The following is a 25,319-nucleotide window of genomic DNA, read 5'->3' on the forward strand; positions in this document are numbered from 1 at the left end:
CGGAATCAGACTCCCGGCGATCACTCGAGGTCGACGCGGAACCGGCAGGCGTCGGCACCGTCGTCGACGCAGGCGGTTTTCGTCACGGGCGCGTCCGCGTCGAACGCGGCGATGGTGCCCTCGAGGATCCCGTGGGCGAGCCCGCAGTATCGCTGCTCTCGGTGGGTGTCGTACGTGACGATCGCGTGGTCGTCCTCGCGAGTACAGGAGAGGTCCGGGAGTTCGGTGTTATCCGTGGCGGTCTCGATGTTGTCGTAGACGTCCTCGAAGCCGGTGAGCAGTTCGGGAAGCTCCCAGTCGCGCCGGATGTGGGCGCTGAACGTCGAGAGCAGCTCTGGGGCGAGCGTCTTGCCGAAGTCGCGCTCGATCGCGTGTCTGTCTTGGGTGGCCATCGTCGAGAGCGTCTCGAGGATGGCGTCGACCTCCTCGTCGTCGTAGTTCGAGACGGGGAGATATAGCTGCGGCTCGAGGCCGGACTGCTCGACGATCGTGTCCCAGGTGCCGTCGTCGGTCCGCTCGACGACGTATTCCTTGAGGGTCTTGTGGACGATTCCGTGCATCTGGCTGCTGTGGTCCGTTGTCCGCGGCTTCTCGTGTGGCCGAGCCGGTCTCGTGCCACGCGCTAACAACTAAGCCAGTGTATGGATACTACTTAACCGTTTAGTTACAGGTGTGCCGCGAGCGTCGGTGCGACCGAGACGGTCTCGACGCCGCGCTCGATGGTGTCGGTGCCGTAGATCGCCTCGACGCCGGCCCGCGAGAGCTTCGTGACGGCGTCGCGGGCGAGCAGCGGGTGGACGCAGGTGACGAAGACGCGACCGACGTCCCGATCGCGGAGGACGGCGACGGCCTCGCTCATCGTCGACCCCGTCGCGATGATGTCGTCGACGACGACGACGTCGCGGCCGGCCACGTCGACATCGCTCGGCGAGATTTCGACCTCGGTGCCGGAGTGGCGGGTCTTCTCGAAGTAGTCGGTCTCGCCCGCGCCGTAGGTGTCCCGGACCGTCTCGGCGAGTTCGATGGCTCCCGCATCGGGCGAGAGAAAGACGGGGTCAGCAAGGGTTTCGGGCAGGGGCTCGGCCAGTCGCCCGGCCGCGTCGACGGCGGTCGCCGTCGGCTCGAAGAAGTCACAGACGGCCTCCTCGTGGGGATTGACCGTCAGCACGCGGTCCGCGCCGGTCGAAATCGCGCGGGCGACCGCACGCGCGGAGACGGGATGGCCCGGCTCGAAGGCGTCGTCCTGTCGCCCGTAGCCCATGTACGGCAGGACGGTGACGACCTCCTCGACGCCGGCCTCGCGGACGGCGTCCTGTAGCTGAAGCACCTCGAGGTGGGCGTCGCTCGAGACGGTCGAGGCGACGATCACCGCTCGGTCCGGCTCGGCCTCGGCGACGCCGGGGACGGCCGCGAGCAGTTCGCCGTCGGGAAAGCGGTCGTACTCGACGGCGGCGAGCGGTTCTTCGAGGTCGCGTGCGAGCGCCGCGGCGAGAGCCTGCGACGCGGATCCGCTGACGATCATAGTCGGTGGGACAGGCCGGGGGCTAAACCAGTTTTCGTTCTCGGACCGAGAGCGGCGGCTCGTCCGTCGGTTCCGTCTCCCGCGAAAAGCTCCTCGTAGCTTCACCTTGTGACCAGAAGCACTTAAACGATCGCTGGGCGCGACTCGAGCCGAGTCCGTTCGCGATCGTGCCAGTCCTCGCCGACCCGCCCGTTCACTCTTCGGCGTCGTCTAAGGTCGCATCGCCGCTGCTGCAGGGACCGCCCTCAGTGGTGCTCGGGACCGTCAGTTCGCCGTTGCGACCGATCATCGCGAAGAGATTGACACAGTCCGGATCGTTCCACCGCGCCGGCGTCACCTGCGTCGGCTCTCCCCCGTCGAGCCGGAACATGACGCTGAACGATCCCGGTTCGGTCGGCCAGTTTCGCTCGAGTTCCGCGCCGTCGTTCTCGGGGAGTTCGTGGGTCGACCAGTGCTCGGGGCCGTCGCCGAACTCGACGATGACGTCGATCGTGTGCGCCTCGTCGTGCATGTTCTCGAGGGAGATCTCTCCGAGCAGCGTGCCGCTGGCCGCCTCGGTGGTTTCGCTCCCGGTTTCCGGGTCCGCGCTCTCGTCCCCGTCTCCGTTTCCGTTCCCGCCGTCTCCGTTTCCGTCGTCACCGCCCATACAGCCGGCGACCGCACCGGTGAGTGCGGTGCCGGTCGCAGCTAGTAGCCGTCGCCGCGGTAGCTCGTTCATGTACTGAAAGCGAGTGATCCTGGCTAAATAAACGTCCGTCAGACATCGGCCGCGATCTCGGTCCCGCACTCGAGAGTAGCGTTCCGCCTACCGCGGCGGAACGGCGAGGCCCGTGACGCCGGTGACCCCCAGCGTTCGCGTCCGCCACTCCCCATCGCTCGCCGAGCAGAACGTCCCCGACTCCGTGACGGCGTACACCGTGTCGCCGTAGCCGACGCCGACGATCCGACCGCTCGAGCGGTCACCCGCACGCTCCCGCCACTCGTCGTCGTCGGCCGCGTACTCGTAGACCGCGTCGCTGGCGACCGCGTGGGCGCGGACGAGCCGCCCGGGCTCCGAGCGCGGGTCCGCCGCGACGGCGTCGAACTGCCCCTCGAGGATCTCCATCCAGCCGTTGCCGAGCTTGTAGAGGCCGTCGGCGGTGGCCGCGAGCGGGACGCCGGCGGCCGAGACGTCCCGCACGTCCGTCAGTCCGGCGTGATCGAGACCGCCGTCGTGGGCGCGGTAGACGCCGCTGTCGGTGCCGACGAGGTCGCCGTCGATCGCCCGCACCGCGGCGACGGTCTCGTCCTCGAGTGTGGTCCACTCCTCGGACCCGGCCGCTCGACACGCGAGGTGGCCGTCCGGATCGGCTGCGATCAGATCGCCGCCGTCGTCGTAGCCGACGGCGACCGCCGGGCCGAAGCCCGTTTTGACGAACGGCTCGTCGCCCGCGTCGTCGGTGTCGGCCCCGTCCTCGAGCGCGCGTATCCGAACGTCCTCGTCGGTCGCGACGGCGACGGCGTCGCGGGTCGCTGCGATATCCCGGGCCTCACAGCGCTCGCAGAGGCCGAACTCGCCGACGGTGTCGCCGGCGACGCGGACGCGGACGACGCCGATCGCGCTCGCGACGTAGGCGGTGATCGCCCCCTCGCGGTCGCCGTAGACGCGTTTCTCTTCGATCGAGTCCATACGGGAACGTTGCGGGGGCGGGCCGAAAACGTTCCGTCCCGCGTCGGAATCGGGTTGCGGAACCCCTTTGGGGGGGCCGGTTAGACTAGCGCGTGATGCAAGTCTTCGGATCGAGTGGGACGCGGGGCGTCGCCAACGAGGAGTTGACGCCCGCGTTCGTCCTGCGCGTCGCGAAAGCGGCGGGGACGATCTGGCGCGACGGCCGCGGTGGGGACCGGGTCGCGATCGCCCGCGACACACGCCACACGGGACGGATGCTGGCCGATGCGGCCGCCAGCGGGCTGGCGAGTACCGGCACCGACGTCGACCGCCTCGGGATCGTCCCCACGCCGGGGGCACAGGCCCACGCCGAACGGGAAGGGGTCCCCGTGATCATCATCACGGCCTCGCACAACCCGCCACCGTACAACGGCGTCAAACTCGTCGGCAGCGACGGCGTCGAGCTCTCGATCTCCGCCCTCGAGACGATCGAGGAGACGCTGCTCGCGGAGTCCTTCGCCGTCGCCCCGTGGGACGAGACGGGGCGCGTCCGCGAGATCGACGGCGTTCGACGGGAGTACGTCGACGAACTGCTCGCGGCCGCGGATCGGGAGACGATCGCCGACGCCGACCTCACCGTGGCGCTCGATCCGGGCCACGGCGCGGGGTCGCTGACCAGCCCCGAATTCTTCCGGGAACTCGGCTGTCGCGTCGTCACCGTCAACGGCCAGCCCGACGGCCACTTCCCCGGTCGCGACCCCGAGCCGGTCCCCGACAACCTCACCGATCTCGGCCGACTCGTCCGCGCGACCGAGGCCGACGTCGGCATCGCCCACGACGGCGACGCCGACCGCGCCATCTTCTTCGACGAAACCGGCGAGTACGTCGAGGGCGACGCCACCTTCGCCGCGCTCGCCGCCGCCGAACTCGAGGCCGGCGATACCACCGTCTCCGCGGTCAACGTCTCCCAGCGGCTCGTCGACGTGGTGGGCGAGGTCGGAGCCGAACTCGAGTTGACCCCGATCGGCTCGACGAACATCATCACGCGCATCGAGGAACTCGAGGCCGACGGCCAGCGGGTGCCGATCGCGGGCGAGGGCAACGGCGGGATCTTCTTCCCCGACTACCGGCTCTCGCGCGACGGGGCCTACACGGCCGCCCGATTCCTCGAACTGGTCGCCCAGCGGCCGGTCAGCGAGATCGTCGCGCCCTACGACGGCTACGTGAACGTGCGGCGCAACGTCGAGTACGAGTCGACGGCCGAACGCGACGCGATGCTCGACGCGGCGGCCAATCAGGCCCACGCCGCAGACGCCGACCTCAACACCCGCGACGGCTACCGGCTGGACCACGGCGACGCGTGGGTGCTCGCCCGCCCCTCCGGGACCGAACCGCTGGTCCGGATCTACGCCGAGGCCCGCGACGGCGACCGCGCCGCGGAACTCGCGGGCGACATGTACGAGGCGCTGGCCGACGCGAAAGCCGACGTCTGAATCCGGGCTATCCTGACGTTGCCAGCGACTGTTGTCGTAGACGGCCAAATCAGAGACGTAGCTCGGCGCAGGGCTCCCCGCTCTACTCGGGTACCGCAGACAGCGTCAGTGAGAACGTCGTTCCCTCGCCGGGCGCGGAGTCGATCCAGATCTCCCCACCGTGGCGCTCAACGATCCGTTTACACATCGCCAAGCCGATTCCCGTGCCGGGGTGTTCGTTCTGTGTATGAAGGCGCTGGAAGACTTCGAAGACGCGATCGGTTTGCTCCGGGTCCATGCCGATCCCTTCGTCGCGTACCGAAATCACCCATTCTGAGCCATCGTCCTCGGCTGACACGCGAACGCTGGGCGGTTCGTCACCGCTATACTGGATCGCGTTATCCAACAAGTTCTGGAACAATTGGCGCAACTGCCCACGGTCTCCCTTCACGCGGGGCAGCTCTTCGACGGTGATCTCGGCGTCGTGCTCCTCTATCTTGATCTGGAGATCGGTCAACACCTCCTCCAGCATCGCCTCGAGATCCACTGGCTCGAACGGATCGGCGTCCGTCTCGATACGGGAGTACGCGAGTAAGCTTTCGATCATTCGTTGCATCCGTTCGGCCCCGTCGATAGCGTACTCGACGAAATCCTCGGCGTCGCCGTCGAATCGGTCACCGTACCGCTCGTCCAGGAGCTCGAGGTACTTCACGACCATCCGAAGCGGCTCCTGCAGGTCGTGGGAGGCCGCGTAGGCGAACTCTTCGAGCCGCTCATTCGAGGCTTCGAGCTGTTTGTTTAGTTCTTCTACCCGTTCGTATGCCGCTCTCGCCTGCCTGGCATCTCTCCGCGACCGAGCGTTGTAATAGCCGCCGATGACGCCCGCTAAACCGCCTGCTTCGGCCGCTGTGAGGAGCGGAAACAGCGGTTCGGCGATGATCCGTCCTTCGAGGATGCGGATGAGGAACGTCACACCCATTACGGACACGAATACGACGCTACCGAGGAGACTCCAATAAGAGATCCGCCAGTGATCCTCCCGATCGAAATCCGCGTCCGAGAACCGGTAACCGGCATAGACCAATCCGAGAGCCAGCGGCCCATCTAATAGGATCGCTGCCACTGGGCCGATTCCCCGATTCAGTACGAAAAACTCTCTCGTATGGTGAGCGACGGCGATGAGAAACAGCGTTACTCCGAGGCCGACGATAGCGAACTGCGCCTTTGCTACTCGCTGCTCACCCATATATACACGTGTCCTCTCCTCTGTGTAGAAGTTTGGGACACGTGGCCGATTTATTCGACTGAAAATACCTTAGAAACATAGCGTTTGGTAAAGGGCACACTGCTGACTCATCGTGAGGTGACACTGGACGGGCGGTAACTACGCATTCGTAGTTACCGCGAGCGTTGTGTCCGAGGAGTACACTATTACGGAACGATCGTCACCGGAATCTCCGCACGCCGCGTGACTGCCTCCGCGACGCTGCCGAGCAACACCCGAGAGACGCCGGCCTTCCCCTCGCTGCCCATGACGATCGCGTCGACGCTCTCTTCGGCCGCGTACTCGAGGATTGCGTCGGCTGGCCCGCTCCCCGTGACGACGGCCGTCTCGACCGCCTCGTCGTACTCGTCGGCGAGCGCACGAACGTCGGCGAAGAACTCCGGTTCGTCGTCCCCCGCGACGACGCTGCCGTAGTCCGCCTCGAGGTCGTCGACCGCGTGGACGACTGTCAGCCGATCGGACGGAACCCATTCGAGGGCATGCTCGAGCGCCGCTCTCGCCGGCTCGGAGTCGTCCATCGGGACGAGGACGTGTCTGGTCATACGCGACCATTCGGAGAGTAGCGGCTAAAACCCGGGGGCGGTGGCGTCGGAGCGTTCGGGCCCGCGACTCAGACCGGATCTTCGGTCTCGAGCGCGTCCTCGAGTCGCTCCCGTTCGGTCCGCAGGGCCTCGAGTTCGTCCGCGACGCGACCGTCGGTCAGGCGCTCGCGCTCGGCGGGGCTGAGTCGGGCGACCGCCTGCGCGGCGGTCTGCAGGCGGTCGTAGTCGGGATCGGTCGCGAGCAGGCGGACCTCGCGCAGCGCCGCGACGGTGTCTTCGTCGGCGATCCGGGTGACGAACGGGCGGTACTCCCGCGCCCGACGGCGCAGTGCGCCGGCCGGCTCAGGGGGCCAGTCGATCGTCAGCGGCTCGGCGTCGATCCCGTCGAGATACGTCTGCTGAGTCGCCACATTGCGCTTGAGTTCGTCCGCGCTGTCGACGTAGTGCGAGAGCTTCGACCGGGAGTAGTCGGCGTACTCGAGCAGTTCGGGGATCGTGTACTCGCCGGCCGGATTCCCGCGCACGTAGCCCGCCAGGTCGTCGGGCGGCCGCTCGTAGTCCACGAACGGATACCACTGACTGCGCTCGAGCAGGTCGAACACCTCGCGCGCGCTGGCCTCGAGTCGATACTCTGCAAACGCCTCACGGACGGCCTCGTTGTAGGTCTCGATCGGCGCTCGCAGCCGCTCGACCGGCGCGTCGAGATCCGCGTTCGCCAACTCGAGCAGCCGTTCGCGCTCGTCGATCTCGTCGCCCAGTCCCCGCAGGCGTTTGGCGGCCGCTTTTCGGGCCTCCGCCACCTCCTCGCGGGCGGCCTCACGTTCCTCGAGCAGATCGGCGTACTCGGCGGCCGGCTCGAGACACTCGCGGGCGCGCTCGAAATCCGATTCGCTGAGCCGGCGCTTGTCGATCGCCTCGAGCGCGTCCTCGAAGGACTCGTACTCGGGGAGATCCTCGGACAGCCCGGAGACGAGCCCGTCGAACTTCCCCTCGAGTTCGATGTAGGCCTGGAAGTTCTCCTTGCCAGTCCCGGTCGCGCGGTCGACGTAGTCCTCGAGCAGTGTCGTCGCGTTCCGGTAGGCCGTTGTCACTTCCTCGACGGTCTCTTCGCCGTGGTCCGCGATCCGTTCGTCGGCCGTCGCGAGCCGCTTCCGGGCGGCTTTGAGGGACTCGAGTGGCGTCGGCTCGCCGGTACGCCGGTCGGGAGCGCTCGAGCCGGCGTCGGCGGGAGGGGCGCGTTCGCTCATCTCACTCGTAGACTGCGTCGGGATCGAACACCTGTTCGCCGACGTTCTCGCCGTCGATCGTCCGGTAGAAACACGACCGGTGGCCGGTGTGACACGCGCCGCCCTCCTGGTCGACCAGATAGAGGAGCGTGTCGGCGTCGCAGTCCACCCGGACCTCTTCGACGGCTTGGACGTGGCCGCTCGTCGCGCCCTTCTCCCAGAGCTCGTCCCGACTCCGGGAGTAGTAGTGCGCTCTCCCCGTCTCGCGCGTCTGCTCGAGGGCGTCCGGCGAGACGTACGCGAGCATCAGTACCTCGCCGGTGTCGGCGTCCTGTGCCACGGCGGGGACGAGTCCGTCCTCGCCGAAGTCGACCGAAACGTCGTCGTCCATACTCGCGGTATCGGTCGGCCGAGCGATAGGTCTTTTGCCGCTGGTGGCGGCACGCATCGCTGCTCGAAAACGGCGGAATCAAAAACGCCGTCGAGATGCGGATACTCGATCCATCGGATCGTGTAGAAAATCGCTCCTAGATCAGTATCGACTCGACTCCCCGAGGCCGATCAGGCCTGTCCGTTCAGCGTGATGTCGCTGACGCCGATGACGCGCTCGTCGTCCTCGAGTTCCGCTTTGGCTTCGTCGGGGACTTCGCTGTCGACGTTGTAGACGGTGAGCGCTTCGCCGCCGATGGTCTCGCGGGCGTTGAACATGCCGGCGATGTTGACGCCGTGGTTGCCCATGACGGAGCCGATGAGGCCGATGACGCCGGGCTCGTCGGTGTTTCGCGTGACGACCATCCGGCCGTGGGGGATGGCGTCGACGCGGTAGCCGTCGATGCGGACGATGCGCGGGTCGTCGCCCGCGAACAGCGTGCCGTCGACCGAAACCTCGTCGTCGTCGTTGCTGACGGTCACGGAGATCAGGCTCTGGAAGTCCTCGGCCTGTCGGGTCTTGGACTCGGTGACGTCGACGCCGCGGTCCTCGGCGATCTGGGGCGCGTTGACCGCGTTGACCTGCCACTCGAGGGGTTCGAAGACGCCCTTGAGCGCGCTCGCGGTGACGAACTCGACGTCCTCGTCGGCGATGTCGCCCTCGTAGGTGACCTCGACGGTCTCGATACGGCCCTCGAGCAGTTGGGCGGCGACCTTGCCGGCGGTTTCGGCGAGGTCGATGTAGGGCTCGACGCGGGGGAACGCGCTCTCGTCGATCGAGGGCGCGTTGAGCGCGTTCGCGACCGGTTCGCCGACGAGCGCGGCGTTGACCTGCTCCGCGGTGGAGGTGGCGACGTTCTCCTGTGCGGCCTCCGTCGAGGCCCCGAGGTGGGGCGTGACGATGATGTCGTCGTGCTCGAGCAGCGGCGAGTCCGCGGCGAGGGGTTCCTCGGCGAAGACGTCGAGCGCCGCGCCGGCGAGGGTGCCGTCCTCGACTTTTGCCGCGAGGGCGTCCTCGTCGACGACGCCGCCGCGGGCGCAGTTGATCAGGTAGCCGTCGCCCAGCAGATCGAGTTCGTCCTCGCCGATCAGCCCCTCCGTTTCGGGGGTCAGCGGCGTGTGAACGGTCACGAAGTCGGCGGCCTCGAGACACGGCTCGAACTCGACGAGTTCGGCGCCGATGCGCTCAGCGCGCTCCTCGCTGATGTAGGGGTCGTAGGCGACGATGTCCATGCCCAGTGAGTCGAGTTTCTTGGCGACCTCCTGTCCGACGCGGCCGAGGCCGACGACGCCCAGCGTCTTGCCGTCGAGTTCGGCGCCGAGGTAGTCGCTTTTCGCCCACTCGCCGTTCTTCAGGCGGATGTGGGCCTGCGGGATCGAGCGCGCGGCCGCGAACGTCATCGCGACGGTGTGCTCGGCCGCCGCGCGAACGTTCCCCTCGGGAGCGTTGGCGACGATGACGCCGTTGTCTTTCGCGGCGTCGATGTCGATGTTGTCGACGCCGATCCCCGCTCGGCCGACGATGACCAGTTCCTCGGCGGCGTCGAGGACGTCTTCGGTGACTTCCGTCCCCGAGCGAACGATCATGCCGTTTGCGTCGGAAACCGCCTCGAGGAGGTCGTCGCCCTCGAGTTCGTAGCCCGTCTCGACCTCGTGGCCGGCGTCTCTGAGTACGTCCAGACCCGCATCGGCGATGGGATCCGTGACGAGAACCTTCATGCGCGAGACAACCGTGTGGAGCATGTAAACCCTTCCGTTGTGGTCGGAGGTGGCAAAAAATACCGCGGTCGACCGCGCGTCCGTTTCCGGACTGACGGCTCCGTGCCGTTCTCCCGGCGTCGCCCGTCTCGTGTTGGTGACACGAGCAGTCGATCCGCGCTCGAGCCGACGGCGGTCGCCGGGCAGTTCGGAGCCGTGTGCCAGCGGGTGGGCCCGTCGCTGTCGATCGGGCGTCACGGATCGTCCTCCCGGTGAGATCCCGACCGGTGACGATCGTCAAGACCCCGGTCGACGAAAGCGCGTAGTCGTTTCAGCACCGGATCTCGAGCGACCATCTCAGCCGACCGCCGGCCTTAGCGGTCATCGGCCAGCAGTCCCGGGACGGCGGCGACGGCGGCTCCGATCGCGACGAAGACAACGACGGTCCCGCCAATCGTCAGAAAGAAGGATGCGTCGGTCGGGACGGTGATCGGCTCCGGATTAGTCCCTTCGGGCGTCCACGTGGCGATCAGCGAGAGGCCGACCGCTATCGCGAGGTAGCTCAGTCCGAACGAGCCGAGCGCGAGGCCGGCGTCCGAACGCGTCTCGAGGCGGACGGAGCGAACGAGCAGATAGCCGGCGACCAGCAACACGACGACCGGAACGAGCGCGGTAACGTGGCTGAGGAAGCCTTGACCCATTCTAAATCCGAAGCCGATCGATTCGCCGCCCTGTTCGATCGGTGCACCGTGGCTCCCCAGCGTCACGAACCCCGCGAGGATCCACCGGCTCGGCTCGTCCTCCGCTCCCGTTCCCGACACTGCGATCAGTACGCTCACGAAGTGATAGGCCACCGCGTAGACGACCGCGAAGGCACTCACGCCCGACGCGAGCCCGGCTTTCCACGGCGAAACGGCCAGTTTTCGCCGCCTGCGACGCGGACCGTCGGTCGGATCGTCGCCATTTCCGCTGTCCCCGTCGTCCTCGCTCTCGTCGAACTCTCGCTCGTCCTTGAGCGAGGGCCCCGTCTCGTACTGCTGATTCGATGACATGTGCCCGGCAACGAACGACGACCGGGAATACGTTTCGGTCGTTCGACGCGTGGAACCAGTACCGTCTCGAGCGGCCGATCGCGGCCACAACGGCGAGCCGTCGCGGAACCGAAACCTGAACTGGTTTATCCGGGGACCGACAATCGGTGCGCAATGACAGTCGTCGCTTTCGACTTCGACGGGACGCTTTCCGACTCCGAAATGACCGTGCTGCTCGGCGACCGCCGCGGCGTCGCCGCCGACATGGACGAGATCACCGAGCGCGCGATGAACGACGAGATCGAGTACGCCGAGAGCCTGCGCAAGCGCGCGGCCCTGCTCGAGGGACTGCCGGAGGCCGAGGCCGAAGCGGCCTTCGACGAGGTCGTCCTCCGCGAGGGTGCGGCCGACCTCATCGCGGAACTGAACGACGCCGGCGTCACCACCGCCATCCTCACGGGCGGGTTCGAACGCGGCGTCGCGGCCGCTCTCGAGCGCGAGGGCGTTGCCGTCGATCACATCGTCTCGAACCGACTCCCGATGAAAGCGGACGAACTCACGGGCGCGGTCGAGGGGCCGCTGATCGAGGGCACCAAGGACGACGCGCTCGAGGACCTCGCCGACGACGTCGGCGTCGACCTCGCGGACACCGTGGCGGTCGGCGACGGCGCGAACGACCTGCCGATGCTCGAGGTCGCGGGACTGGCGATCGGCTTCGAGCCGAAGCCGGCGGTCGAACCCCACTGTGACGTCGTCGTCACGTCGATGGCCGAAGCCCGCGAGACGCTGGTCGACGACGGCGTGCTCGCCGACCACTGAGCCGTCGGCGATACGCACGATTTATCGTTCGTAACCGGCTGTTGTCGGTTCGCATCTCTCGCCCGATTCCGGACAGTCGGTCGCTACTCACCGTTCTCGTTAATCGAGCCGAACCGTCAATTTTCGGCGACTCTCAGGTCTAACGACCCATTTCTCCACCGAGAGAGTTTTAACTCATAGCCGAGTAAGTGCTCTTGATGATGTGGCAAGACTTCGTATTCATGCTCGGAAGCGGCCTCTCGATCGTCTTTCTCGCGCCGACCCTGCGCGACTCGAGTGCGCGGGTCCCTCTCGGCACGAGCCTCCCGTCGATGGGGATCGGGTTCATTTACAGTATGACCTTCTTCACGCTCGGGATGACCTTCTCCGCGACGGGCGCGTTCGCCGCCGGGTCGATGTGGTCGCTGATCGCCCTGTTCCGGTCGCCCCAGGGCATCTCGATGAAACTCGTCGCCCGCGAAAACCTCGCGCTGTTCGTCTCCGACGTACAGTACTGGCTCGCTCGCCGACGGTCGGACTCGACTCACGCCGAGCAGTACGCCCCGTTCGAGCACAGCCCCGACCAGCAGCAGTACTAATCTTCCGTCGCGCAGTCTGTATCCGTTCCCCGTTCCCGTTCTTCTCGACAGTAGACCGCTCGACGGTCGTCCGACGCTCGCTCTCAGCGGCGGCGATTCGAACGCGGATCCGTTCTCCGCGTTGGTCGCGGTGAAAAATGAATCGTCCTGCTACACTGTCCGTCTCGAGATCGAAGCTCTCTCGTCTCGTTACTGGACCTTCGCCATCACGGTCTCCAGCGCGTCACGAGGCTGGGTGAGCAGGCCACCGACGGTACCGAGGACGGCCGGCACGATGATTCCCGCGAAGAGGAGCGCGTCACTGGTCGACGGCGCGAACTCGACGCCGGAGGGGACCGAGTCTCCCGCGTCGTTGAGGTAGTCTCCCTGCTCGAGTCCGATCACGCCGGTCTGCTCGCCTCGAATAAGTGCTTCCACGGTCGGCACCTCGGAGTAGGCGTGGCTCATCAGGAACGCCGCGAGCACGGCGAAGACGAGGTACGGGAGGGTGACGGTGACGCCGGCTTTGGCGGCGTCGACGGCGTTGTCAGCGTCCGTGTATTTTGCGACCGCGTAGCCGGCGGCGACGATGCCACCGACCGTCAGGAGGAACAGGAACAGCGTCGATAGCGTGAACGAACCGCCCGTGAACGCGGCGGCGTGATTCGGCGCGTTACCGAGCGTTGCAGCCTCTCCGTCGACTTCGAATCCGGTCCCGAACACGCTGAGATAACTCCAGCCCCCGGCCTTCCAAGACGGAACCATCTCCGTGACGACCAGCGATGCGTCGTCACCGATCCCGACCGTCTCGGCTATCGGAGTCCTCTGTGCCGTCGTAATCATCGTCAGGAACAGGTGTGCGAGATACGTGGCGATCACGCTGATAGCACCGAACACTGCCCCCTCCTTGATCGGCAGATCAGTCCCGTCGTCCAGCGTCTGGTGCTGTGCCTGCGACCGCTGTTGTTGCCCTGCCGGTTCGTCGTCGTAATCCAGTTGCTTCCCGTCTGACATCATCGAAGCATCAGACAGAGAGATATTATACCTTTCGGCACTATTTTTCACGAATCTCGGTTATCGACCGTGAAACGCCGTTTAGAAGCGTCTTCCGACCTACCTAATATCCGTAATATATAGCCAACACTAACGCATTACTTCGAAAAGAGGCTCGTGTGGACCGGCGCGAACTCACCGGAGTCGTCGGTCTCGGGTTCCGTGTCGGTGATCGCGCGGCCGGCGAGTCCCGTCTCGAGCAGGTCGGCGACGGGTGGCCCGACTTTTTCGGGTTCGACGAGGAACGCGTCGTGGCCGTGGTCGGACTCGACGACGTGGTGGGCGACGTCGACTGCGGCCTCGCGACAGGCCTCGGCCAGCGCCTCGGCCTGTTCGGTCGTGAAGTGCCAGTCGCCGGTAAACGAGAGGAGGAGGAGTTCGCCCTCGAAGGCGGCCAGCGCGTCGGCGTCGGACTCGTAGCCCGCCGAGAGATCGAAGTCGTCCATCGCGCGGGTCATGTAGAGGTAGCTGTTCGCGTCGAACCGGTCGGTGAACTTGTCCGCCTGATAGTCCAGATAGGACTCGACCTCCCGGTAGGGGAAGAAGGCGGCCGCGGGGTCCGGCGGCTCCTCGCGGACGGCCTCTCGTCCCGCGGAGCGGCGGCCGAACTTGCGGCCCATCGAGGCCTTCGAGAGGTACATGATGTGGCCGATCTGGCGCGCTCGAGCCAGTCCCTCCTCGGGTCCGGGCCCGCCGTAGTAGTGGCCGCCGTTCCAGTTGGGGTCGCCCGTGATCGCCCGCCGGGCGACGGTGTCGAGCGCGAGACACTGGGCGTCGAGCCGGGCGGCGCTGGCGACCGCGCCGGCGCGTTCGACGTCGTCGGGGAAGCGCCGCAGCCAATCGAGGACGTTCATGCCACCGACGCTGCCGCCGACGACGGCGTGGAGCCGCCCGACGCCGAGTTCGTCGAGCAGTTTCCGCTGGGCGCGGGTCCAGTCGCCGACCGTGACCGGCGGGAAGTCGGTGCCGTAGGGCTCGCCCGTCTCGGGATTCTCGCTCGAGGGTCCCGTCGTTCCGTAACACGACCCCGGCGCGTTCGCACAGATGACGTAGTATTCGGTCGTGTCGATCGCCTTCCCGGGGCCGACCACGTCGCCCCACCACGCGCGGGCCTGTCCCGCGGTCTCACCGCCCGCGTCCGGCCGGCGGGCGACGTGGGCGCTGCCGGTCAGCGCGTGACAGACCAGCACCGCGTTGTCGCCGGTGAACTCGCCGTAGGTCTCGTAGGCCACTTCGAGGTTCGGGATCGACTCCCCCGAGAGGAACTGGAACTCGCCCAGATCGGTCGTGTTCCTCGTCGTCACGGACGCTCACCCTCGTCCCGACAGGCCCGTGTCGCCGCCGCGATCGCTTGCTCGAGGTCGGCCAGAATGTCCTCGGGGTCCTCGATCCCGACCGACATCCGGATCAGGTCCTCGGTGACGCCGGCCTCCTCGCGCTCTTCGGGCGAGAGCTGGCCGTGAGTGGTGCTCGCGGGATGGATCACGAGCGTCTTCGCGTCGCCGATGTTCGCGAGGAACTGCGCGACCTCGACGTTCTCGCAGAACGCTTTGCCCGCCTCGAATCCCGCTTCGAGTCCGAACGCGACCATCCCGCCGAAGTCCTCGAGATACTTCTGGGCGTTCTCGTGGGTGGGATGGTCCTCGAGTCCCGGATGCGTGACCCACGCGACATCGTCGTGGTCGGCGAGGTACTCCGCGACGATCGCGGCGTTCTCGCAGTGCTTTTCGACGCGCAAGGGCATCGACTCGAGACCCTGCAGCGTCTGCCAGGCGTCGAACGGCGACTGCTGATTGCCCAGACTGCGCAGCGAGCGGAATCTGGCCGCGGCAGCGAAGGGTGCCTCGGGGAAGTCCCGCGAGAAGTCGACGTCGTGATAGGCGTGGTTCGGACCGGCGATCTCGTCGTAGCCGTGCTCGCCCCACGGGAAGGTGCCGCCGTCGACGAGGACGCCGCCGACGGTCGTCCCGGAGCCGTGGAGCCACTTGGTCGTCGACTCCCAGACCACGTCGGCCCCGTGCTCGAGCGGCCGGCAGAGAGCGGGGGTCGCGAAGGTGTTGTCCACCACGAGCGGGACGCCGTTGTCGTGGGCGATCTCGGCGACTCGCTCGAAGTCCGGCGTCACGAGCGAGGGGTTGCCGATCGTCTCGACGTGGACGAAGGCGGTGTCCTCGTCGATCGCCTCCTCGTAGGCGTCGTACTCCAGCGTTGGGACGAATTTCGGTTCGATGTCCCGTCGGCTCGCCGTTTTCGAGAAGTAGGCGGTCGTCCCACCGTAGGTGTCCGTCGAGCAGACCACGTTGTCGCCCGCTTCGGCGAGGATCAGAACTGCGGAGTCCAGCGCGGCCATGCCGCTGCCCGTCGCGACCGCGCCCGTACCGCCCTCGAGGTCGGCGAGCCGGTCCTCGAGCGTCGTGACGGTCGGGTTGGCGATGCGAGAGTAGATATAGCCGTCGTCCTCGAGGGCGTAGCGGTCGGCCGCAGTATCGGCATCCTCGAAGACGTAGGAGGTCGTCTGGTAGAGCGGCGGTGCCATCGCGCCGGTCTCCGGATCGGGGGACTGGCCGGCGTGGACGCTGCGCGTTCCGAGTCCGCGCTCGCTCTCGGCGTCGTGCCCGTCGCTCGCGTCGTCGCTCATGTTTAGTATGCATACTACTCCACGTTCATATGCACCGCAGTAACGGCAAAAACCGCAGACTAGAGAATATCATGCACGGATAACTCAGCCGCTCGAGCCGGAACTTCCCGCGACCGCTTCGCTTGCAGGCTCAAACGCTATTGTCGGACGACGGTGCTATTCGCGTGTGCAGACAGTCTTCCATCTCATCGCCGACGAACCCGAACAGCAACAGACCGCGCTCACGATCGCCGAGAACCTCACGAAGGACGACTCCGTCGAGATCGACGACATCGCCATCGTCGCACAGGCCGACGGCATCGAGCCGCTAACGGCCGGCGGCGACGGCAGCGACACGGTCGAATCGCTGCTCGAGACCGGCATCTCGGTCAAGGCCTGCGGGAACACGCTCGACCTGAAAGACCTCGCGGAGTCCGACCTCGTCGAGGGCGTCGAGACCGTCCCCTCCGGTGGCGGCGAACTCACGCGCCTGCAGAGCGAGGGGTACGCCTACATTCGACCATAGGTCCGTCTCCGACCCGAGAGCCGTTTTCGAAACCCAACTGATCCGGTTCGGTACGGGCGAACACTGTCCTATTCCAGTCTGGTCAATCGATACACGATGGCGCGCTGTGGCCGGCCGAGCGAAAGCGAGGACGGCCGACATATTGCGAGAGGGATGAACGAACGACCAGCGGGAGTGAGTGAATCGGTTGGGGAGGGCGTGGCGATTGCCTGCTGCCACGATAGCAGACCACTCGTCTTCGTCGGAACCACTCCGGAAAACCCAGTCAGTCGATTTCACTCGTGCTCGAGCGACTCGAGCATCGTCCGCACGGCCGCGGATTCGGTCTCGAAGCCGTTGACCTGCGGCGAGACGGCGACGCAGACCACGAAATCGTCCCCGTGCGAGATGGGGTCGCTGACCCTCACGTAGACGTCGAGCGTGGTCCCGGTCTCGATCAGTCGAGCGCTCGCCTCGTACCGGGCGAGCGTCGTCTCGGTCCCCAGCATCGAAATCGACCGCTCGTCGATGAGCCGGACGTCCTCGAGTCGGTCGTACCGCTCCTGAATCATCGCGACGAGGTCGTCCGTCGAGTACTCGCCGACGGGGTTGAACGTCTTCCCCAGTACGGACACCTGCGGCGTCGTGAGGACGGCGACGACCGCCGCCTGTACGCGCGTCAGCCCGACCCTATCGAGTGCGATCGCCCGGTCGTACTCGGCGTACCAGTTCCGGGCCTCGATCGAGCGCTCGATGCCAAAGCGGCTGACGGTCCGCTCGACGACGACCTCCTCGACGGTGTGTTCCTCGTAGCCGGTCTCCTCGAGCGCCGCCCGCGAGACGGTCCCGACGGTCGACGAGAGCGAGTCCTCGGCGACCCCGGTACAGCCGGCGACGATCCCCGTCCCGGCGGTCGCTCCCGCGGCGAGTAACTCGCGGCGCGTGACTGTCATCGATAGCCACAGGTCGCCGGCGAACGAAAACGCGTCGATTCCGCGCGTCTCCGCGATCGGCGCTGACGGTATTGGCGGACGGAGTCGGGAACCGCTCGAGACGAACGGCTTCATACTCCCGCAGTCCCAAGGGCCGCTCGTGCACTCGAGTGACCGGGACCGGATCGTACTCGCCGCCCTCGTCTTCGCGGTATTGTTCTCGCAGGTGCTACTCTATCCGGGTGTCGCGACGCTCGTGGACGCGCTGGGTGCCGACGCGGCGACATCGGCGTTCGCGGCGACGCCGCTCGACGCGAGCATGTGGTTTCTAGTCGCCGAATTCGCCGCCTACGTCGCGTTCGTCGGCGTCTGGGGCATCGCCAGCGATACGACCGGGCGGCGCACGCCGTTTATCGTCGTCGGCGCGCTGGCCGGCGCGGTCGGCTACGCCGTTCTTGCCGCCGCCCCGACGTTCGGGTCGATCCCCTTCGGTGGCATCCTCCTCCTGCGCGTCTTTCAGGGGGCGATGACCATCGGCGCGTTCTCCCTGACGATGACCATGCTGATGGACCTCGAGGGGGGCCACGGCCGGAACATGGGCGCGGCGGGGATCGCCATCGGACTCGGCGCGGCGCTCGGCGCGCCGATCGGCGGCCAACTGACGGAGTTCAGTCCGCTCGCGCCGCTGCTCGTCGCCGCCGGCCTGCTGGTCTGTGTCGGCGCGCTCGTCTCGCTGGTCGAGGACCGCGCGGTCGACGACCGCCGGAGCGCTCGAGCGCTCGTGGACGGCATCCGCCGGCAACCGACCCTCTCGATCCCGTACGCGTTCGGCTTCGTCGACCGGCTCACGGCGGGCTTTTTCGCGCTGGTGGGGACCCTCTACTTTCAGGAGACGTTCGGGCTCGACGCCGGGACGACCGGCCTCATGCTGGCGTGCTTTTTCGCGCCCTTCGCCCTGTTGCAGTATCCGATGGGTGCCCTCTCGGACCGGATCGGCCGCACCGTTCCGATCGTCGTCGGCTCGATCTGTTACGGCGGCGGCATCCTCCTCGTCGGCGCCTCGCCGTCGGTTCCCACCGCCGCGATCGCGATGGGCGGCGTCGGCGTCCTCGGCGCGCTGGTCGCCCCCGCCACGATGGCGCTCGTCACCGATCTCGCCGACGAGAGCGAGCGCGGGATCGCCATGGCCGGGTTCAACGTCGCCGGGAGCCTCGGCTTCCTCGGCGGCTTCCTCATCGGCGGCACCGTCGCCGGTACCTACGGCTACGACCTAGCGTTCCTCGTCGTCGGTGGCCTCGAGATCGCCATCGCCGTCGTCACGGTACCCGTCTTCCTGCGCCTCTCGCTCGAGCCGACCGAGCGGTTTCGATCGGGCGACAGCCGGGATACCTAATCCCTCTGTAACAAGTCTGGCAGCGGTGACTCTCCTATCTTGTGGTATGGATTCGCATAACGTTGTATCGGGAGAAGGTATCAATTTTTATGTGCTCAGGCCCAACCTCCGGTGATGGCACGAGATAATCCGGTTTCGCGGCGGACAGCACTGAAGCTCACCGGTGCGGCAGCGTCGACGGCGCTCATCGCCGGTTGTAGCAGCGGTGACGGCAACGGCAACGGTAACGGCAACGGTGACAGCAACGATGGTCCCGTTGAGATCGAACCCGATACGGAAATCCTGTTCAAGGCCGATAGCCTGGGTTGGACCGGCAAGAGCCCCTCTTCTATTGAGGGCCAAGAGAACCCGACGATCGCCCTCCAGGAAGGCGAGACCTACACGATCGGCTGGGACGAGGGTGACGGTCAGGGCCACAACTTCGCGATCTATGACGACAGTGAAGGAGTGGTCGGTGACTACTCCACGGAACAGGTCTCCGAGCCCGGCGAGGATCAAGTCTACGAGATCGAAGTCACGAGCGAGATGGCCGAATACGTCTGCGAACCCCACTACGACTCTGGGATGGCAGGCAGCATCGACGTTCAGAGCGAGTAATTCGCGTCCGTTCTCGCCGTTTTCATTTCTCAATTTCGGCTATCCTCCCGGTCTCAGTACGGCATCAAAAGTACCATACCGTTTCGCTACGCAGTATGGCCCAGTTAGGTGATTTGCGTGACCGAAAAACGCGAATATAAAGACAACTATCCCGATAAGACGCTGTATATCCCGGGTCCGACCGAGGTACGCGAGGACGTTATCGAGGCGATGGGCGAGCCCATGTTCGGCCACCGAATGGACCGGATGACCGACCTCTACACGACCATCGTCGAGGACACAAAGGAGTTCCTCGGCACCGACAACGAGGTTATCATCCTCACCGGTTCAGGAACCGAGTTCATGGAGAGTTCGATTCTGAACCTCGTCGACGAGAACGTCCTTGTCACAACCTGTGGCAGCTTCAGCGAACGCCAGGCCAACGTCGCCGAACGCCTCGGCAAGTCCGTCGACACCCTCGAGTACGAGTGGGGACAGGCGGTCAAACCCGAGGATGTCCGCGAACGCCTCGAGGAGAGCGACACCGAGTACGACGTCGTCACCTGCGTGATGAACGAGTCCTCGACCGGCGTCCGCAACCCCATCGAGGAGATCGGCGACGTGGTCGCCGAGTTCGAGGACACCTACTTCGTCGTCGACGCCGTCTCCGCGCTGGGCGGCGACCTCGTCGAGATCGACGACCACGACATCGATGTCATCTTTACATCTGTCCAGAAGGCCTTCGCGATGCCGCCGGGACTGGCCGTCTGCGTCGTCAGCGACGACGCCTACGACCGCGAACTCGAGAAAGACTCCGCATCGTGGTACGGCGGCTTCCAGCGGACGATCGACTACTACGACAGGAAGGGGCAGACTCACTCCACGCCGGCGATTCCGATCATGCTGGCCTACCGCAAACAGATGAAACACATGCTCGAGGAGGGCCACGAGGCCCGAGACGAGCGCCACCGGGAGATGGCCGAGTACACCCGCGAGTGGGCCCGTGAGCACTTCGATATGTTCCCCGAGGAAGGCTACGAGTCCCAGACCGTGAGCTGCATCGAGAACACCCAGGGCATCGACGTCGCGGAAACCATCGACGCCGTCAGCGAGGAGTACGACTTCGTCTTCTCGAACGGCTACGGCTCGCAGCTCGGCGAGGAGACCTTCCGCATCGGCCACATGGGTGAACACGACCTCGAGTCGATCAAAGAGCTTACCGACGCCATCGAAGACGTCGCCGGGCTGTAGCCGGCGTTCAACGCAGCGAGGAAAGCGGTCGGATCGAGTTCGTTTCTCCTTGCTGGTCCGCCGTTTTCGATCCGGCTACGAGACGAGTCCCCGGAGCCACTCGAGGAAGCCGGCGATCAGGTCCACGACCCGCTCGAGGAGCGACCGGAACCCGCCGACGGGACCGTCGCTCCACTCTCTGCCCTCTGTCGCGCGCTCGTCGCCGAGTGCCGCCCGAGCGTTCACGAGCCCGTCGCCTTCCGCGCAGGTGCCGAGCACCGTCTCCGCCGTCTCGCCGAGAATCTTCCGGACCGGGTCGGTCGGTCCCGGGCCGTCCTCCTCGCGAGTCTCCCAGACCAGCGCCGCGACGCCGGTGACGAACGGGGTGGCGACGCTCGTGCCGCTGGCTTCGGCGTACTCGTTGTCGATGGTGCTCGAGGTGATGGCCGTCCCCGGTGCTAGCAGGTCGACGGCCGAGCCGACGCTGCTGTAGGATGCCAGCCGGTCGTTTTCGTCCATCGCAGTCACCGCGACGACGTTCTCGTGGGTCGCCGGGTAGGTCATCGTCTCCGCGGCACACGAGTCGCTGCCGTCGTTTCCTTCGTTCCCGGCCGCACAGAGCAGGAGGTGGCCGTCCGAGTGTGCGGCGTCGATCGCCCGGGCGAGCGTGGCACTCTCGGCGTCGCCGCCGAGGCTCATCGAGATGATCTCGATGTCGTTCGACATGCACCAGTCGATCCCGGCGATCAGTTCGCTGTACCGGCCGGAGCCGTCGTCGCCGAGCACCTTCACCGCGTACAGATTCGCCGCTGGAGCGACGCCCACGACGCCGCGGTCGTTGTCGTCGGCACCGGCGACCCCGGCGACGTGGGTCCCGTGGCCGTGGCGGTCCTCGTAGTCCCCGGCCGTTCCGTCGGCGGTGAAGTTCCGACCGCCGGCGACCGACAGGCTGCAGTGGGCCGACTGGATACCCGTGTCGAGAATTCCTACGTCGACGCCCGATCCGTCCGGTTCGACGGCGTCGGCACCGATCCGTTCGACACCCCACGACGCTCGTTGGTCGGGATGGGTCGCACAATCCGACCCGCCGGGCGGATCGAAGAGGTTCGGCAGCGACGGCGACCAGTCCGACGGAATTCCCGTCTCGTCGTCGTCTTCGACGGCCTCCACGCGGCGGTCGCGACGCAGTTGGTCCAGTCCGGTCGACGGCACCTCCGCGACCACGAACTCGAAGTTGTCGAACTCGAGAACCGTCGTGCCGCCGACGGCCTCGACCACGTCGAGGAGTTCGCCGAGTTCGTCCAGCAACCCCGTTTTCGGATGTACGAATACCCGCTCGGTGTCGGTTCCGAGACCGTCCTCCGCTGCCGACGCCGGCATCCCGAGCAGCCCGGCCGCGGCACCGGCTCCGATCCCACCGAGTACTCGTCGCCGGCTGAGTTTCATGCACAGGTGGATGAACAAGGGCGGAATAAGTCTTCTGTGTCGACTGATAGTCAGTAGATACGATGGATCGTGCCTTCTCGAGCGCCATCGGTTCGTATTCGCTCGGACGCGAGCCTCGAGAACGCGGATGTGAACCTAGTTCATGCGTCCCGTCGGCGAGTGACCGGTTCGGAGAACCCGAGCGGTGCGCGGTCCGGAGCTCCGTAGGGGCGAGAACCGCGGAACAGCGAAGGGGAACGAAGCGGCCCGTGAGCACCGCCGCTCACCGCGAGCAGCCGACAGGCTGCGAGCGGGCTGACGACTGACCCAGAATGAACGTAGTGAATGGCGGGGAAGGAGGAATGCTTTTGATCGAAATTTTACCGAGAGCGCGGCAGCGCCGCGCTCGCAGAGTAAAATTTCGCAGTGTAAAACTTCGGTCTACGGAATATGGCCTTCGTCGCGCAACTGGTCCGCTTCGCTCTTCTCGTAGCGCCACGTGATGTCGGCTTTCTCGTCTTGCCAGTCCCAGGGCTCGACGAGGACGACGTCGTCCTCGCGGATCCAGATGCGTTTCTGCATCTTGCCGGGAATGCGAGCGGTGCGCTCTGTCCCGTCGGCACAGCGTACTTTGACCCGATTCGCCCCGAGCATATTCGTGACGGTCGCGAAGACCTCGTCGTCCTCGGGCATCCGGAGGTTCTTCCGACCACCCTCACCGTCGTCGCTCATGGCCGTGGATTGGCGGTCGAGCGGTTTAACCCTTTACTGATTCGATCGGCCGAATCACGTCCTGCTGGGGCGCATGTGACCGCGGTGAGACCCCGAAACCACGCCGTTTATTTCGCTCGGCTCTGGAATCCCGCGTATGTTGAAAAACCTCGGTGCACTCGGTATCGCCGGTATCGTGATCCTGCTCGCCGGTATCGGTCTCATCGCGTCTCAGAATCCCCTGATCGCAGCCGGAATGGCGCTCATCGTCGCCGGCCTCGGGCTGGTCGTCAAGTCCCTGATTTCGGGGATGCTCCAGAGTTTCGGCATGTTTTGACCGCTCGCTCGTCTGTCCCGGGGTACTGAGGCTCAAGCGTTTTGCGCCTCCGTCTCGTTGTCTCCGTATGGGACACACGCTCCAGTACTACGATCTCGTGTTGATCGCGATCGCGACGAGTCTGGGGACCGGAGCCGTCGTCGGCTACGCGACGCCCGTCCCGCTCCCGGTTGCGATCGTCGGCCTCGGGATCGTCGCGATCGCCTTTATCGGCCACGCGCTGTTCGTCAACGGGCCGGTCAACGATACCGAGGATCTGAGCGAGGAGGTCGCACTCGAGGACGTGCCGACGGTGCTGTCGCCGGTCGAGTCGGGACCCGAACCGTAACCGATCGATCTATACTTCGTTGTCGCCGGCTCGGTGTTCGCTGATGAGCTGATCGACCATCGCGGCTTTGCGGTCCCGTTTTCTGTCTTCGGCGCGCTCGTGCCAGTCGTCGATGGCCGCCTCGACGTCGTCCTCGCGAGCGACGGCGAGTTCGTCGACCTCCTGCATGGCGACGTCGTCCGCGGGGCCGACCGGAATCTCGCTCTCGAAGAGGATCTCGTCGGCGATTTCGGAGAGGCCGCCGTCTTTGAGAATCACGCGGGGGTCGAACTCCGCGAGCAGTTCGGCCGTCGAACGGCCCGCACCGCTGGCGTCGCGGATGTAGACCACGTCGCCGCTGGCGATGCCGTACTGCTCGTCGGCCTCGCGGATCGCGCCCTTCGTGAACTTCTCGACGACCTTGACCGGGACCAGCCCCTCCTTCTCCGCGGAGACGTCGCTGAAGTTCGAGTGATCGAGCTTCCAGAGGGCCTTCATCCGCTCGACTTTCCGCTCGAGCGTCTCGACCTCCTCGCGGGCCTCGTCGCGCTCGCGCTCGAGCCGGTTCGCCTTCCGCTCGAGTCGGCTCACCTCGCGGTCCCGGCGGACCTCCTTGCGCTCTTCGCGGCGGGCGACGCCCAGTTCGGTCTCGAGTTCGTCGATCCGGTCGTCGCGGTCCTCGACGCGGCCCTCGAGGCGCTCGACGTGGGACTGCAGGCGCTCGACCTGTCGCTCGAGGTCCTTGATCCGTTTTTCCTCCTCGCTCAGTTCGCGGGGCTCGTGGTCGGTGGAGTCGTCTTGGGATTCATCCTCGTCGTTCAGGTCGGTGAGGACGGCCTCGACGCTTTCCTCGCCGGCGACGACGCGGGCGGTGACCTCGCCGCGGTCGATCCCCGGCGGGAGTTTGTCGGCGATCCGCGCGAACTGGTCCTCGTGAGCGTCGAGGGCGTACAGCGCGGCGGCCATCGCGTCGCGCTGGTGGTCGTTATCGTAGGGGTGCTCGCGCGTGCGGTGTTGTTTCTCGTCGACCGGGAGATCGGTTTCGGGGGCCCAGCCCGCGGCGTCGAAGCTCCGGCGGAACTTCTCGACGGTCTCGGGCATCGGCGTCACGTCGGCCGCGACGATGACGGGCCGGCCGCGCTCGACGATCCACTCGATTACGTCGGCGGTGTCGCTGGTGCGGGAACTCCAGACGTCTAACACCTCGCCCTCGAGGCCGACGATGGCGACGGCGGTCGTCGTCCCGGGGTCGATCCCGACGATGACGTGATCGCGGCGCTTGACCAGCGGCCGGAACTCGATGCCGTCGCGGCGCTGGCGCTCGATCTCGACGCGGACGTCGCCCGACCGGTTGCGCGAGACGGGGATGTCGCTCGGCCGAGCTTGGACGGTGAAGATGGCGTTTGCGAGGCCGCCGTAGGACTCCCGGGCGTCCTTCTCGAACTCGAGGTTGGCGTCCTCGAGTTCGGACTCGACCTCGCGGGCCCGTTTCCGGACCGAGCCGTGGATGCGGCGAGTGTAGCGGTCCTCGCTCCAGCCGCCGCTGCCGGTCGAGCGCCCGCGTGCGACCTTGACTTCGGTCGTGTCGGTAAAGGCCGAGACCTCGTGGCCGACGTTGTGGGCGGCCAGTCGGGCGGCGGCCTCGGCCTCCTGCATCGGGTCCTTTCCGTACGGGATGTTGTGTCGCTTCGCGACGCGGGAGAGCGGCTCGGGCTGTTCGGCACCCGTCACTTGGACAAGCATGGTCCCGGCGGGCAGCGAGCCGAGGAAGTGGATGAGCTGGTCCTTGTCGGCGGCCAACTCGTACATGTTGTCCGTCGCGATGATCGCCGGCTCCTCGTCGTCGATCAGTCGCCTGAGCTTTCGGTGGCTGACGACGTCCCGGGTGACGTCTTCCCCGTCGTAGACGGCCAGTGCGTACGATGGCGCATCGCCGCGCACGTCACCGCTTTGGATGTCGACGCCGAAGACGACTGCATCGAGCGCACTCGTTCGCGTACTCAC

General features: G+C 66.3%; 26 protein-coding genes. 9 read left to right on the top strand and 17 right to left on the bottom strand.

The genetic code is table 11. The annotated features are described in order from the left end of the window. Positions 1–20: 20 nt before the first annotated feature. From ACT4ML_RS11515 to ACT4ML_RS11530, 4 genes are all read right to left on the bottom strand, one after another. Positions 21–560 carry a heme NO-binding domain-containing protein gene (locus tag ACT4ML_RS11515; protein WP_444720993.1) on the bottom strand — a complete coding sequence of 180 codons (540 nt, stop codon included), beginning with the start codon at positions 558–560 and terminating at the stop codon, positions 21–23. A 104-nt stretch (positions 561–664) separates the two neighbouring features. Then, positions 665–1,522, bottom strand: a complete 858-nt coding sequence (locus ACT4ML_RS11520) for a ribose-phosphate diphosphokinase (protein ID WP_444720994.1) — start codon at positions 1,520–1,522, stop codon at positions 665–667. A 193-nt stretch (positions 1,523–1,715) separates the two neighbouring features. Then, on the bottom strand, positions 1,716–2,240 hold the full coding sequence (locus tag ACT4ML_RS11525) for a hypothetical protein (RefSeq protein ID WP_444720995.1): 525 nt from the start codon (positions 2,238–2,240) through the stop codon (positions 1,716–1,718). A gap of 87 nt (positions 2,241–2,327) precedes the next feature. After that, the gene (locus tag ACT4ML_RS11530; RefSeq protein WP_444720996.1) at positions 2,328–3,191 is read right to left on the bottom strand and encodes an HVO_0234 family beta-propeller protein; all 864 of its coding nucleotides are present in this window, start codon (positions 3,189–3,191) and stop codon (positions 2,328–2,330) included. A 95-nt stretch (positions 3,192–3,286) separates the two neighbouring features. On the opposite strand from ACT4ML_RS11530, the gene glmM reads away from it, so the two are divergent. Continuing rightward, entirely contained in the window at positions 3,287–4,663 is a 1,377-nt protein-coding gene (glmM, locus tag ACT4ML_RS11535) for a phosphoglucosamine mutase (protein WP_444720997.1), read from the top strand. Between the two features lie 82 nt (positions 4,664–4,745). Here glmM and ACT4ML_RS11540 read toward each other — a convergent pair whose 3' ends face one another. The 6 genes from ACT4ML_RS11540 to ACT4ML_RS11565 all read right to left on the bottom strand — a co-directional run bounded on the left by ACT4ML_RS11540 (position 4,746) and on the right by ACT4ML_RS11565 (position 10,874). Further along, a complete protein-coding gene (locus ACT4ML_RS11540) occupies positions 4,746–5,888 on the bottom strand; it encodes a sensor histidine kinase (RefSeq protein ID WP_444720998.1) in 1,143 nt (380 codons plus the stop codon). A 185-nt stretch (positions 5,889–6,073) separates the two neighbouring features. After that, entirely contained in the window at positions 6,074–6,469 is a 396-nt protein-coding gene (locus ACT4ML_RS11545) for a universal stress protein (protein WP_444720999.1), read from the bottom strand. A 68-nt stretch (positions 6,470–6,537) separates the two neighbouring features. Next, entirely contained in the window at positions 6,538–7,716 is a 1,179-nt protein-coding gene (locus ACT4ML_RS11550) for a DUF7118 family protein (protein WP_444721000.1), read from the bottom strand. 1 nt (position 7,717) lies between these two features. Next, positions 7,718–8,086: a phosphoribosyl-AMP cyclohydrolase gene (hisI, locus tag ACT4ML_RS11555; protein WP_444721001.1), complete on the bottom strand. Its 369-nt coding sequence runs from the start codon at positions 8,084–8,086 to the stop codon at positions 7,718–7,720. A 170-nt stretch (positions 8,087–8,256) separates the two neighbouring features. Beyond that, the gene (gene serA / locus ACT4ML_RS11560; protein ID WP_444721002.1) at positions 8,257–9,843 is read right to left on the bottom strand and encodes a phosphoglycerate dehydrogenase; all 1,587 of its coding nucleotides are present in this window, start codon (positions 9,841–9,843) and stop codon (positions 8,257–8,259) included. A 353-nt stretch (positions 9,844–10,196) separates the two neighbouring features. Beyond that, complete coding sequence (locus ACT4ML_RS11565; RefSeq protein WP_444721003.1) at positions 10,197–10,874, bottom strand: hypothetical protein; 678 nt, start codon at positions 10,872–10,874, stop codon at positions 10,197–10,199. Positions 10,875–11,027: 153 nt separating this feature from the next. Between ACT4ML_RS11565 and serB the strand changes: the two genes are divergently transcribed. Continuing rightward, a complete protein-coding gene (gene serB / locus ACT4ML_RS11570; RefSeq protein ID WP_444721004.1) occupies positions 11,028–11,672 on the top strand; it encodes a phosphoserine phosphatase SerB in 645 nt (214 codons plus the stop codon). A gap of 197 nt (positions 11,673–11,869) precedes the next feature. Continuing rightward, positions 11,870–12,250 carry a hypothetical protein gene (locus ACT4ML_RS11575; protein ID WP_444721005.1) on the top strand — a complete coding sequence of 127 codons (381 nt, stop codon included), beginning with the start codon at positions 11,870–11,872 and terminating at the stop codon, positions 12,248–12,250. A gap of 189 nt (positions 12,251–12,439) precedes the next feature. Here ACT4ML_RS11575 and ACT4ML_RS11580 read toward each other — a convergent pair whose 3' ends face one another. The 3 genes from ACT4ML_RS11580 to ACT4ML_RS11590 all read right to left on the bottom strand — a co-directional run bounded on the left by ACT4ML_RS11580 (position 12,440) and on the right by ACT4ML_RS11590 (position 15,920). After that, positions 12,440–13,243 carry a hypothetical protein gene (locus ACT4ML_RS11580; RefSeq protein WP_444721006.1) on the bottom strand — a complete coding sequence of 268 codons (804 nt, stop codon included), beginning with the start codon at positions 13,241–13,243 and terminating at the stop codon, positions 12,440–12,442. 137 nt (positions 13,244–13,380) lie between these two features. Next, a complete protein-coding gene (gene metX, locus ACT4ML_RS11585) occupies positions 13,381–14,586 on the bottom strand; it encodes a homoserine O-acetyltransferase MetX (protein WP_444721007.1) in 1,206 nt (401 codons plus the stop codon). Beyond that, a complete protein-coding gene (locus ACT4ML_RS11590; RefSeq protein ID WP_444721008.1) occupies positions 14,583–15,920 on the bottom strand; it encodes an O-acetylhomoserine aminocarboxypropyltransferase/cysteine synthase family protein in 1,338 nt (445 codons plus the stop codon). Before ACT4ML_RS11590 ends, metX begins: the two co-directional genes overlap by 4 nt. Before the next feature lie 166 nt (positions 15,921–16,086). Between ACT4ML_RS11590 and ACT4ML_RS11595 the strand changes: the two genes are divergently transcribed. Further along, a complete protein-coding gene (locus ACT4ML_RS11595; RefSeq protein WP_444721009.1) occupies positions 16,087–16,425 on the top strand; it encodes a DsrE family protein in 339 nt (112 codons plus the stop codon). Between the two features lie 275 nt (positions 16,426–16,700). Here ACT4ML_RS11595 and ACT4ML_RS11600 read toward each other — a convergent pair whose 3' ends face one another. Continuing rightward, positions 16,701–17,357 (bottom strand): DUF6517 family protein, encoded by a 657-nt coding sequence (locus ACT4ML_RS11600; protein ID WP_444721010.1) that lies wholly within the window; start codon positions 17,355–17,357, stop codon positions 16,701–16,703. Positions 17,358–17,496: 139 nt separating this feature from the next. On the opposite strand from ACT4ML_RS11600, the gene ACT4ML_RS11605 reads away from it, so the two are divergent. From ACT4ML_RS11605 to ACT4ML_RS11615, 3 genes are all read left to right on the top strand, one after another. Then, on the top strand, positions 17,497–18,729 hold the full coding sequence (locus ACT4ML_RS11605; RefSeq protein ID WP_444721150.1) for an MFS transporter: 1,233 nt from the start codon (positions 17,497–17,499) through the stop codon (positions 18,727–18,729). A gap of 114 nt (positions 18,730–18,843) precedes the next feature. After that, complete coding sequence (locus ACT4ML_RS11610; protein WP_444721011.1) at positions 18,844–19,326, top strand: plastocyanin/azurin family copper-binding protein; 483 nt, start codon at positions 18,844–18,846, stop codon at positions 19,324–19,326. A gap of 117 nt (positions 19,327–19,443) precedes the next feature. Further along, positions 19,444–20,556 carry a pyridoxal-phosphate-dependent aminotransferase family protein gene (locus ACT4ML_RS11615; protein WP_444721012.1) on the top strand — a complete coding sequence of 371 codons (1,113 nt, stop codon included), beginning with the start codon at positions 19,444–19,446 and terminating at the stop codon, positions 20,554–20,556. Between the two features lie 75 nt (positions 20,557–20,631). Here ACT4ML_RS11615 and ACT4ML_RS11620 read toward each other — a convergent pair whose 3' ends face one another. Together ACT4ML_RS11620 and eif1A are read right to left on the bottom strand one after the other, a co-directional pair. Continuing rightward, entirely contained in the window at positions 20,632–21,981 is a 1,350-nt protein-coding gene (locus tag ACT4ML_RS11620; protein WP_444721013.1) for a S8 family peptidase, read from the bottom strand. A 420-nt stretch (positions 21,982–22,401) separates the two neighbouring features. Further along, a complete protein-coding gene (gene eif1A / locus ACT4ML_RS11625) occupies positions 22,402–22,692 on the bottom strand; it encodes a translation initiation factor eIF-1A (RefSeq protein ID WP_006431933.1) in 291 nt (96 codons plus the stop codon). 136 nt (positions 22,693–22,828) lie between these two features. Here eif1A and ACT4ML_RS11630 point away from each other — a divergent pair, with 136 nt between their 5' ends. Further along, the gene (locus ACT4ML_RS11630; protein ID WP_138243432.1) at positions 22,829–23,008 is read left to right on the top strand and encodes a DUF7470 family protein; all 180 of its coding nucleotides are present in this window, start codon (positions 22,829–22,831) and stop codon (positions 23,006–23,008) included. A 67-nt stretch (positions 23,009–23,075) separates the two neighbouring features. Then, entirely contained in the window at positions 23,076–23,336 is a 261-nt protein-coding gene (locus ACT4ML_RS11635) for a hypothetical protein (protein WP_444721014.1), read from the top strand. 9 nt (positions 23,337–23,345) lie between these two features. On the opposite strand, the gene ACT4ML_RS11640 is transcribed toward ACT4ML_RS11635, so the two are convergent. After that, positions 23,346–25,319, bottom strand: coding sequence for a DUF460 domain-containing protein (locus tag ACT4ML_RS11640; RefSeq protein WP_444721015.1), 1,974 nt, complete (start codon positions 25,317–25,319; stop codon positions 23,346–23,348).

Source organism: Natrinema sp. LN54 (assembly GCF_052439245.1).
GTDB classification, from domain to species: domain Archaea; phylum Halobacteriota; class Halobacteria; order Halobacteriales; family Natrialbaceae; genus Natrinema; species Natrinema versiforme_A.

Coding starts and splice junctions, on each gene's coding strand:
- ACT4ML_RS11515 (WP_444720993.1), bottom strand. CDS start 560: ATGCACGGAATCGTCCACAAGACCCTCAAGGAATACGTCGTCGAGCGG.
- ACT4ML_RS11520 (WP_444720994.1), bottom strand. CDS start 1,522: ATGATCGTCAGCGGATCCGCGTCGCAGGCTCTCGCCGCGGCGCTCGCA.
- ACT4ML_RS11525 (WP_444720995.1), bottom strand. CDS start 2,240: ATGAACGAGCTACCGCGGCGACGGCTACTAGCTGCGACCGGCACCGCA.
- ACT4ML_RS11530 (WP_444720996.1), bottom strand. CDS start 3,191: ATGGACTCGATCGAAGAGAAACGCGTCTACGGCGACCGCGAGGGGGCG.
- glmM (WP_444720997.1), top strand. CDS start 3,287: ATGCAAGTCTTCGGATCGAGTGGGACGCGGGGCGTCGCCAACGAGGAG.
- ACT4ML_RS11540 (WP_444720998.1), bottom strand. CDS start 5,888: ATGGGTGAGCAGCGAGTAGCAAAGGCGCAGTTCGCTATCGTCGGCCTC.
- ACT4ML_RS11545 (WP_444720999.1), bottom strand. CDS start 6,469: ATGACCAGACACGTCCTCGTCCCGATGGACGACTCCGAGCCGGCGAGA.
- ACT4ML_RS11550 (WP_444721000.1), bottom strand. CDS start 7,716: ATGAGCGAACGCGCCCCTCCCGCCGACGCCGGCTCGAGCGCTCCCGAC.
- hisI (WP_444721001.1), bottom strand. CDS start 8,086: ATGGACGACGACGTTTCGGTCGACTTCGGCGAGGACGGACTCGTCCCC.
- serA (WP_444721002.1), bottom strand. CDS start 9,843: ATGAAGGTTCTCGTCACGGATCCCATCGCCGATGCGGGTCTGGACGTA.
- ACT4ML_RS11565 (WP_444721003.1), bottom strand. CDS start 10,874: ATGTCATCGAATCAGCAGTACGAGACGGGGCCCTCGCTCAAGGACGAG.
- serB (WP_444721004.1), top strand. CDS start 11,028: ATGACAGTCGTCGCTTTCGACTTCGACGGGACGCTTTCCGACTCCGAA.
- ACT4ML_RS11575 (WP_444721005.1), top strand. CDS start 11,870: ATGATGTGGCAAGACTTCGTATTCATGCTCGGAAGCGGCCTCTCGATC.
- ACT4ML_RS11580 (WP_444721006.1), bottom strand. CDS start 13,243: ATGTCAGACGGGAAGCAACTGGATTACGACGACGAACCGGCAGGGCAA.
- ACT4ML_RS11590 (WP_444721008.1), bottom strand. CDS start 15,920: ATGAGCGACGACGCGAGCGACGGGCACGACGCCGAGAGCGAGCGCGGA.
- ACT4ML_RS11600 (WP_444721010.1), bottom strand. CDS start 17,357: ATGACAGTCACGCGCCGCGAGTTACTCGCCGCGGGAGCGACCGCCGGG.
- ACT4ML_RS11610 (WP_444721011.1), top strand. CDS start 18,844: ATGGCACGAGATAATCCGGTTTCGCGGCGGACAGCACTGAAGCTCACC.
- ACT4ML_RS11620 (WP_444721013.1), bottom strand. CDS start 21,981: ATGAAACTCAGCCGGCGACGAGTACTCGGTGGGATCGGAGCCGGTGCC.
- eif1A (WP_006431933.1), bottom strand. CDS start 22,692: ATGAGCGACGACGGTGAGGGTGGTCGGAAGAACCTCCGGATGCCCGAG.
- ACT4ML_RS11630 (WP_138243432.1), top strand. CDS start 22,829: ATGTTGAAAAACCTCGGTGCACTCGGTATCGCCGGTATCGTGATCCTG.
- ACT4ML_RS11635 (WP_444721014.1), top strand. CDS start 23,076: ATGGGACACACGCTCCAGTACTACGATCTCGTGTTGATCGCGATCGCG.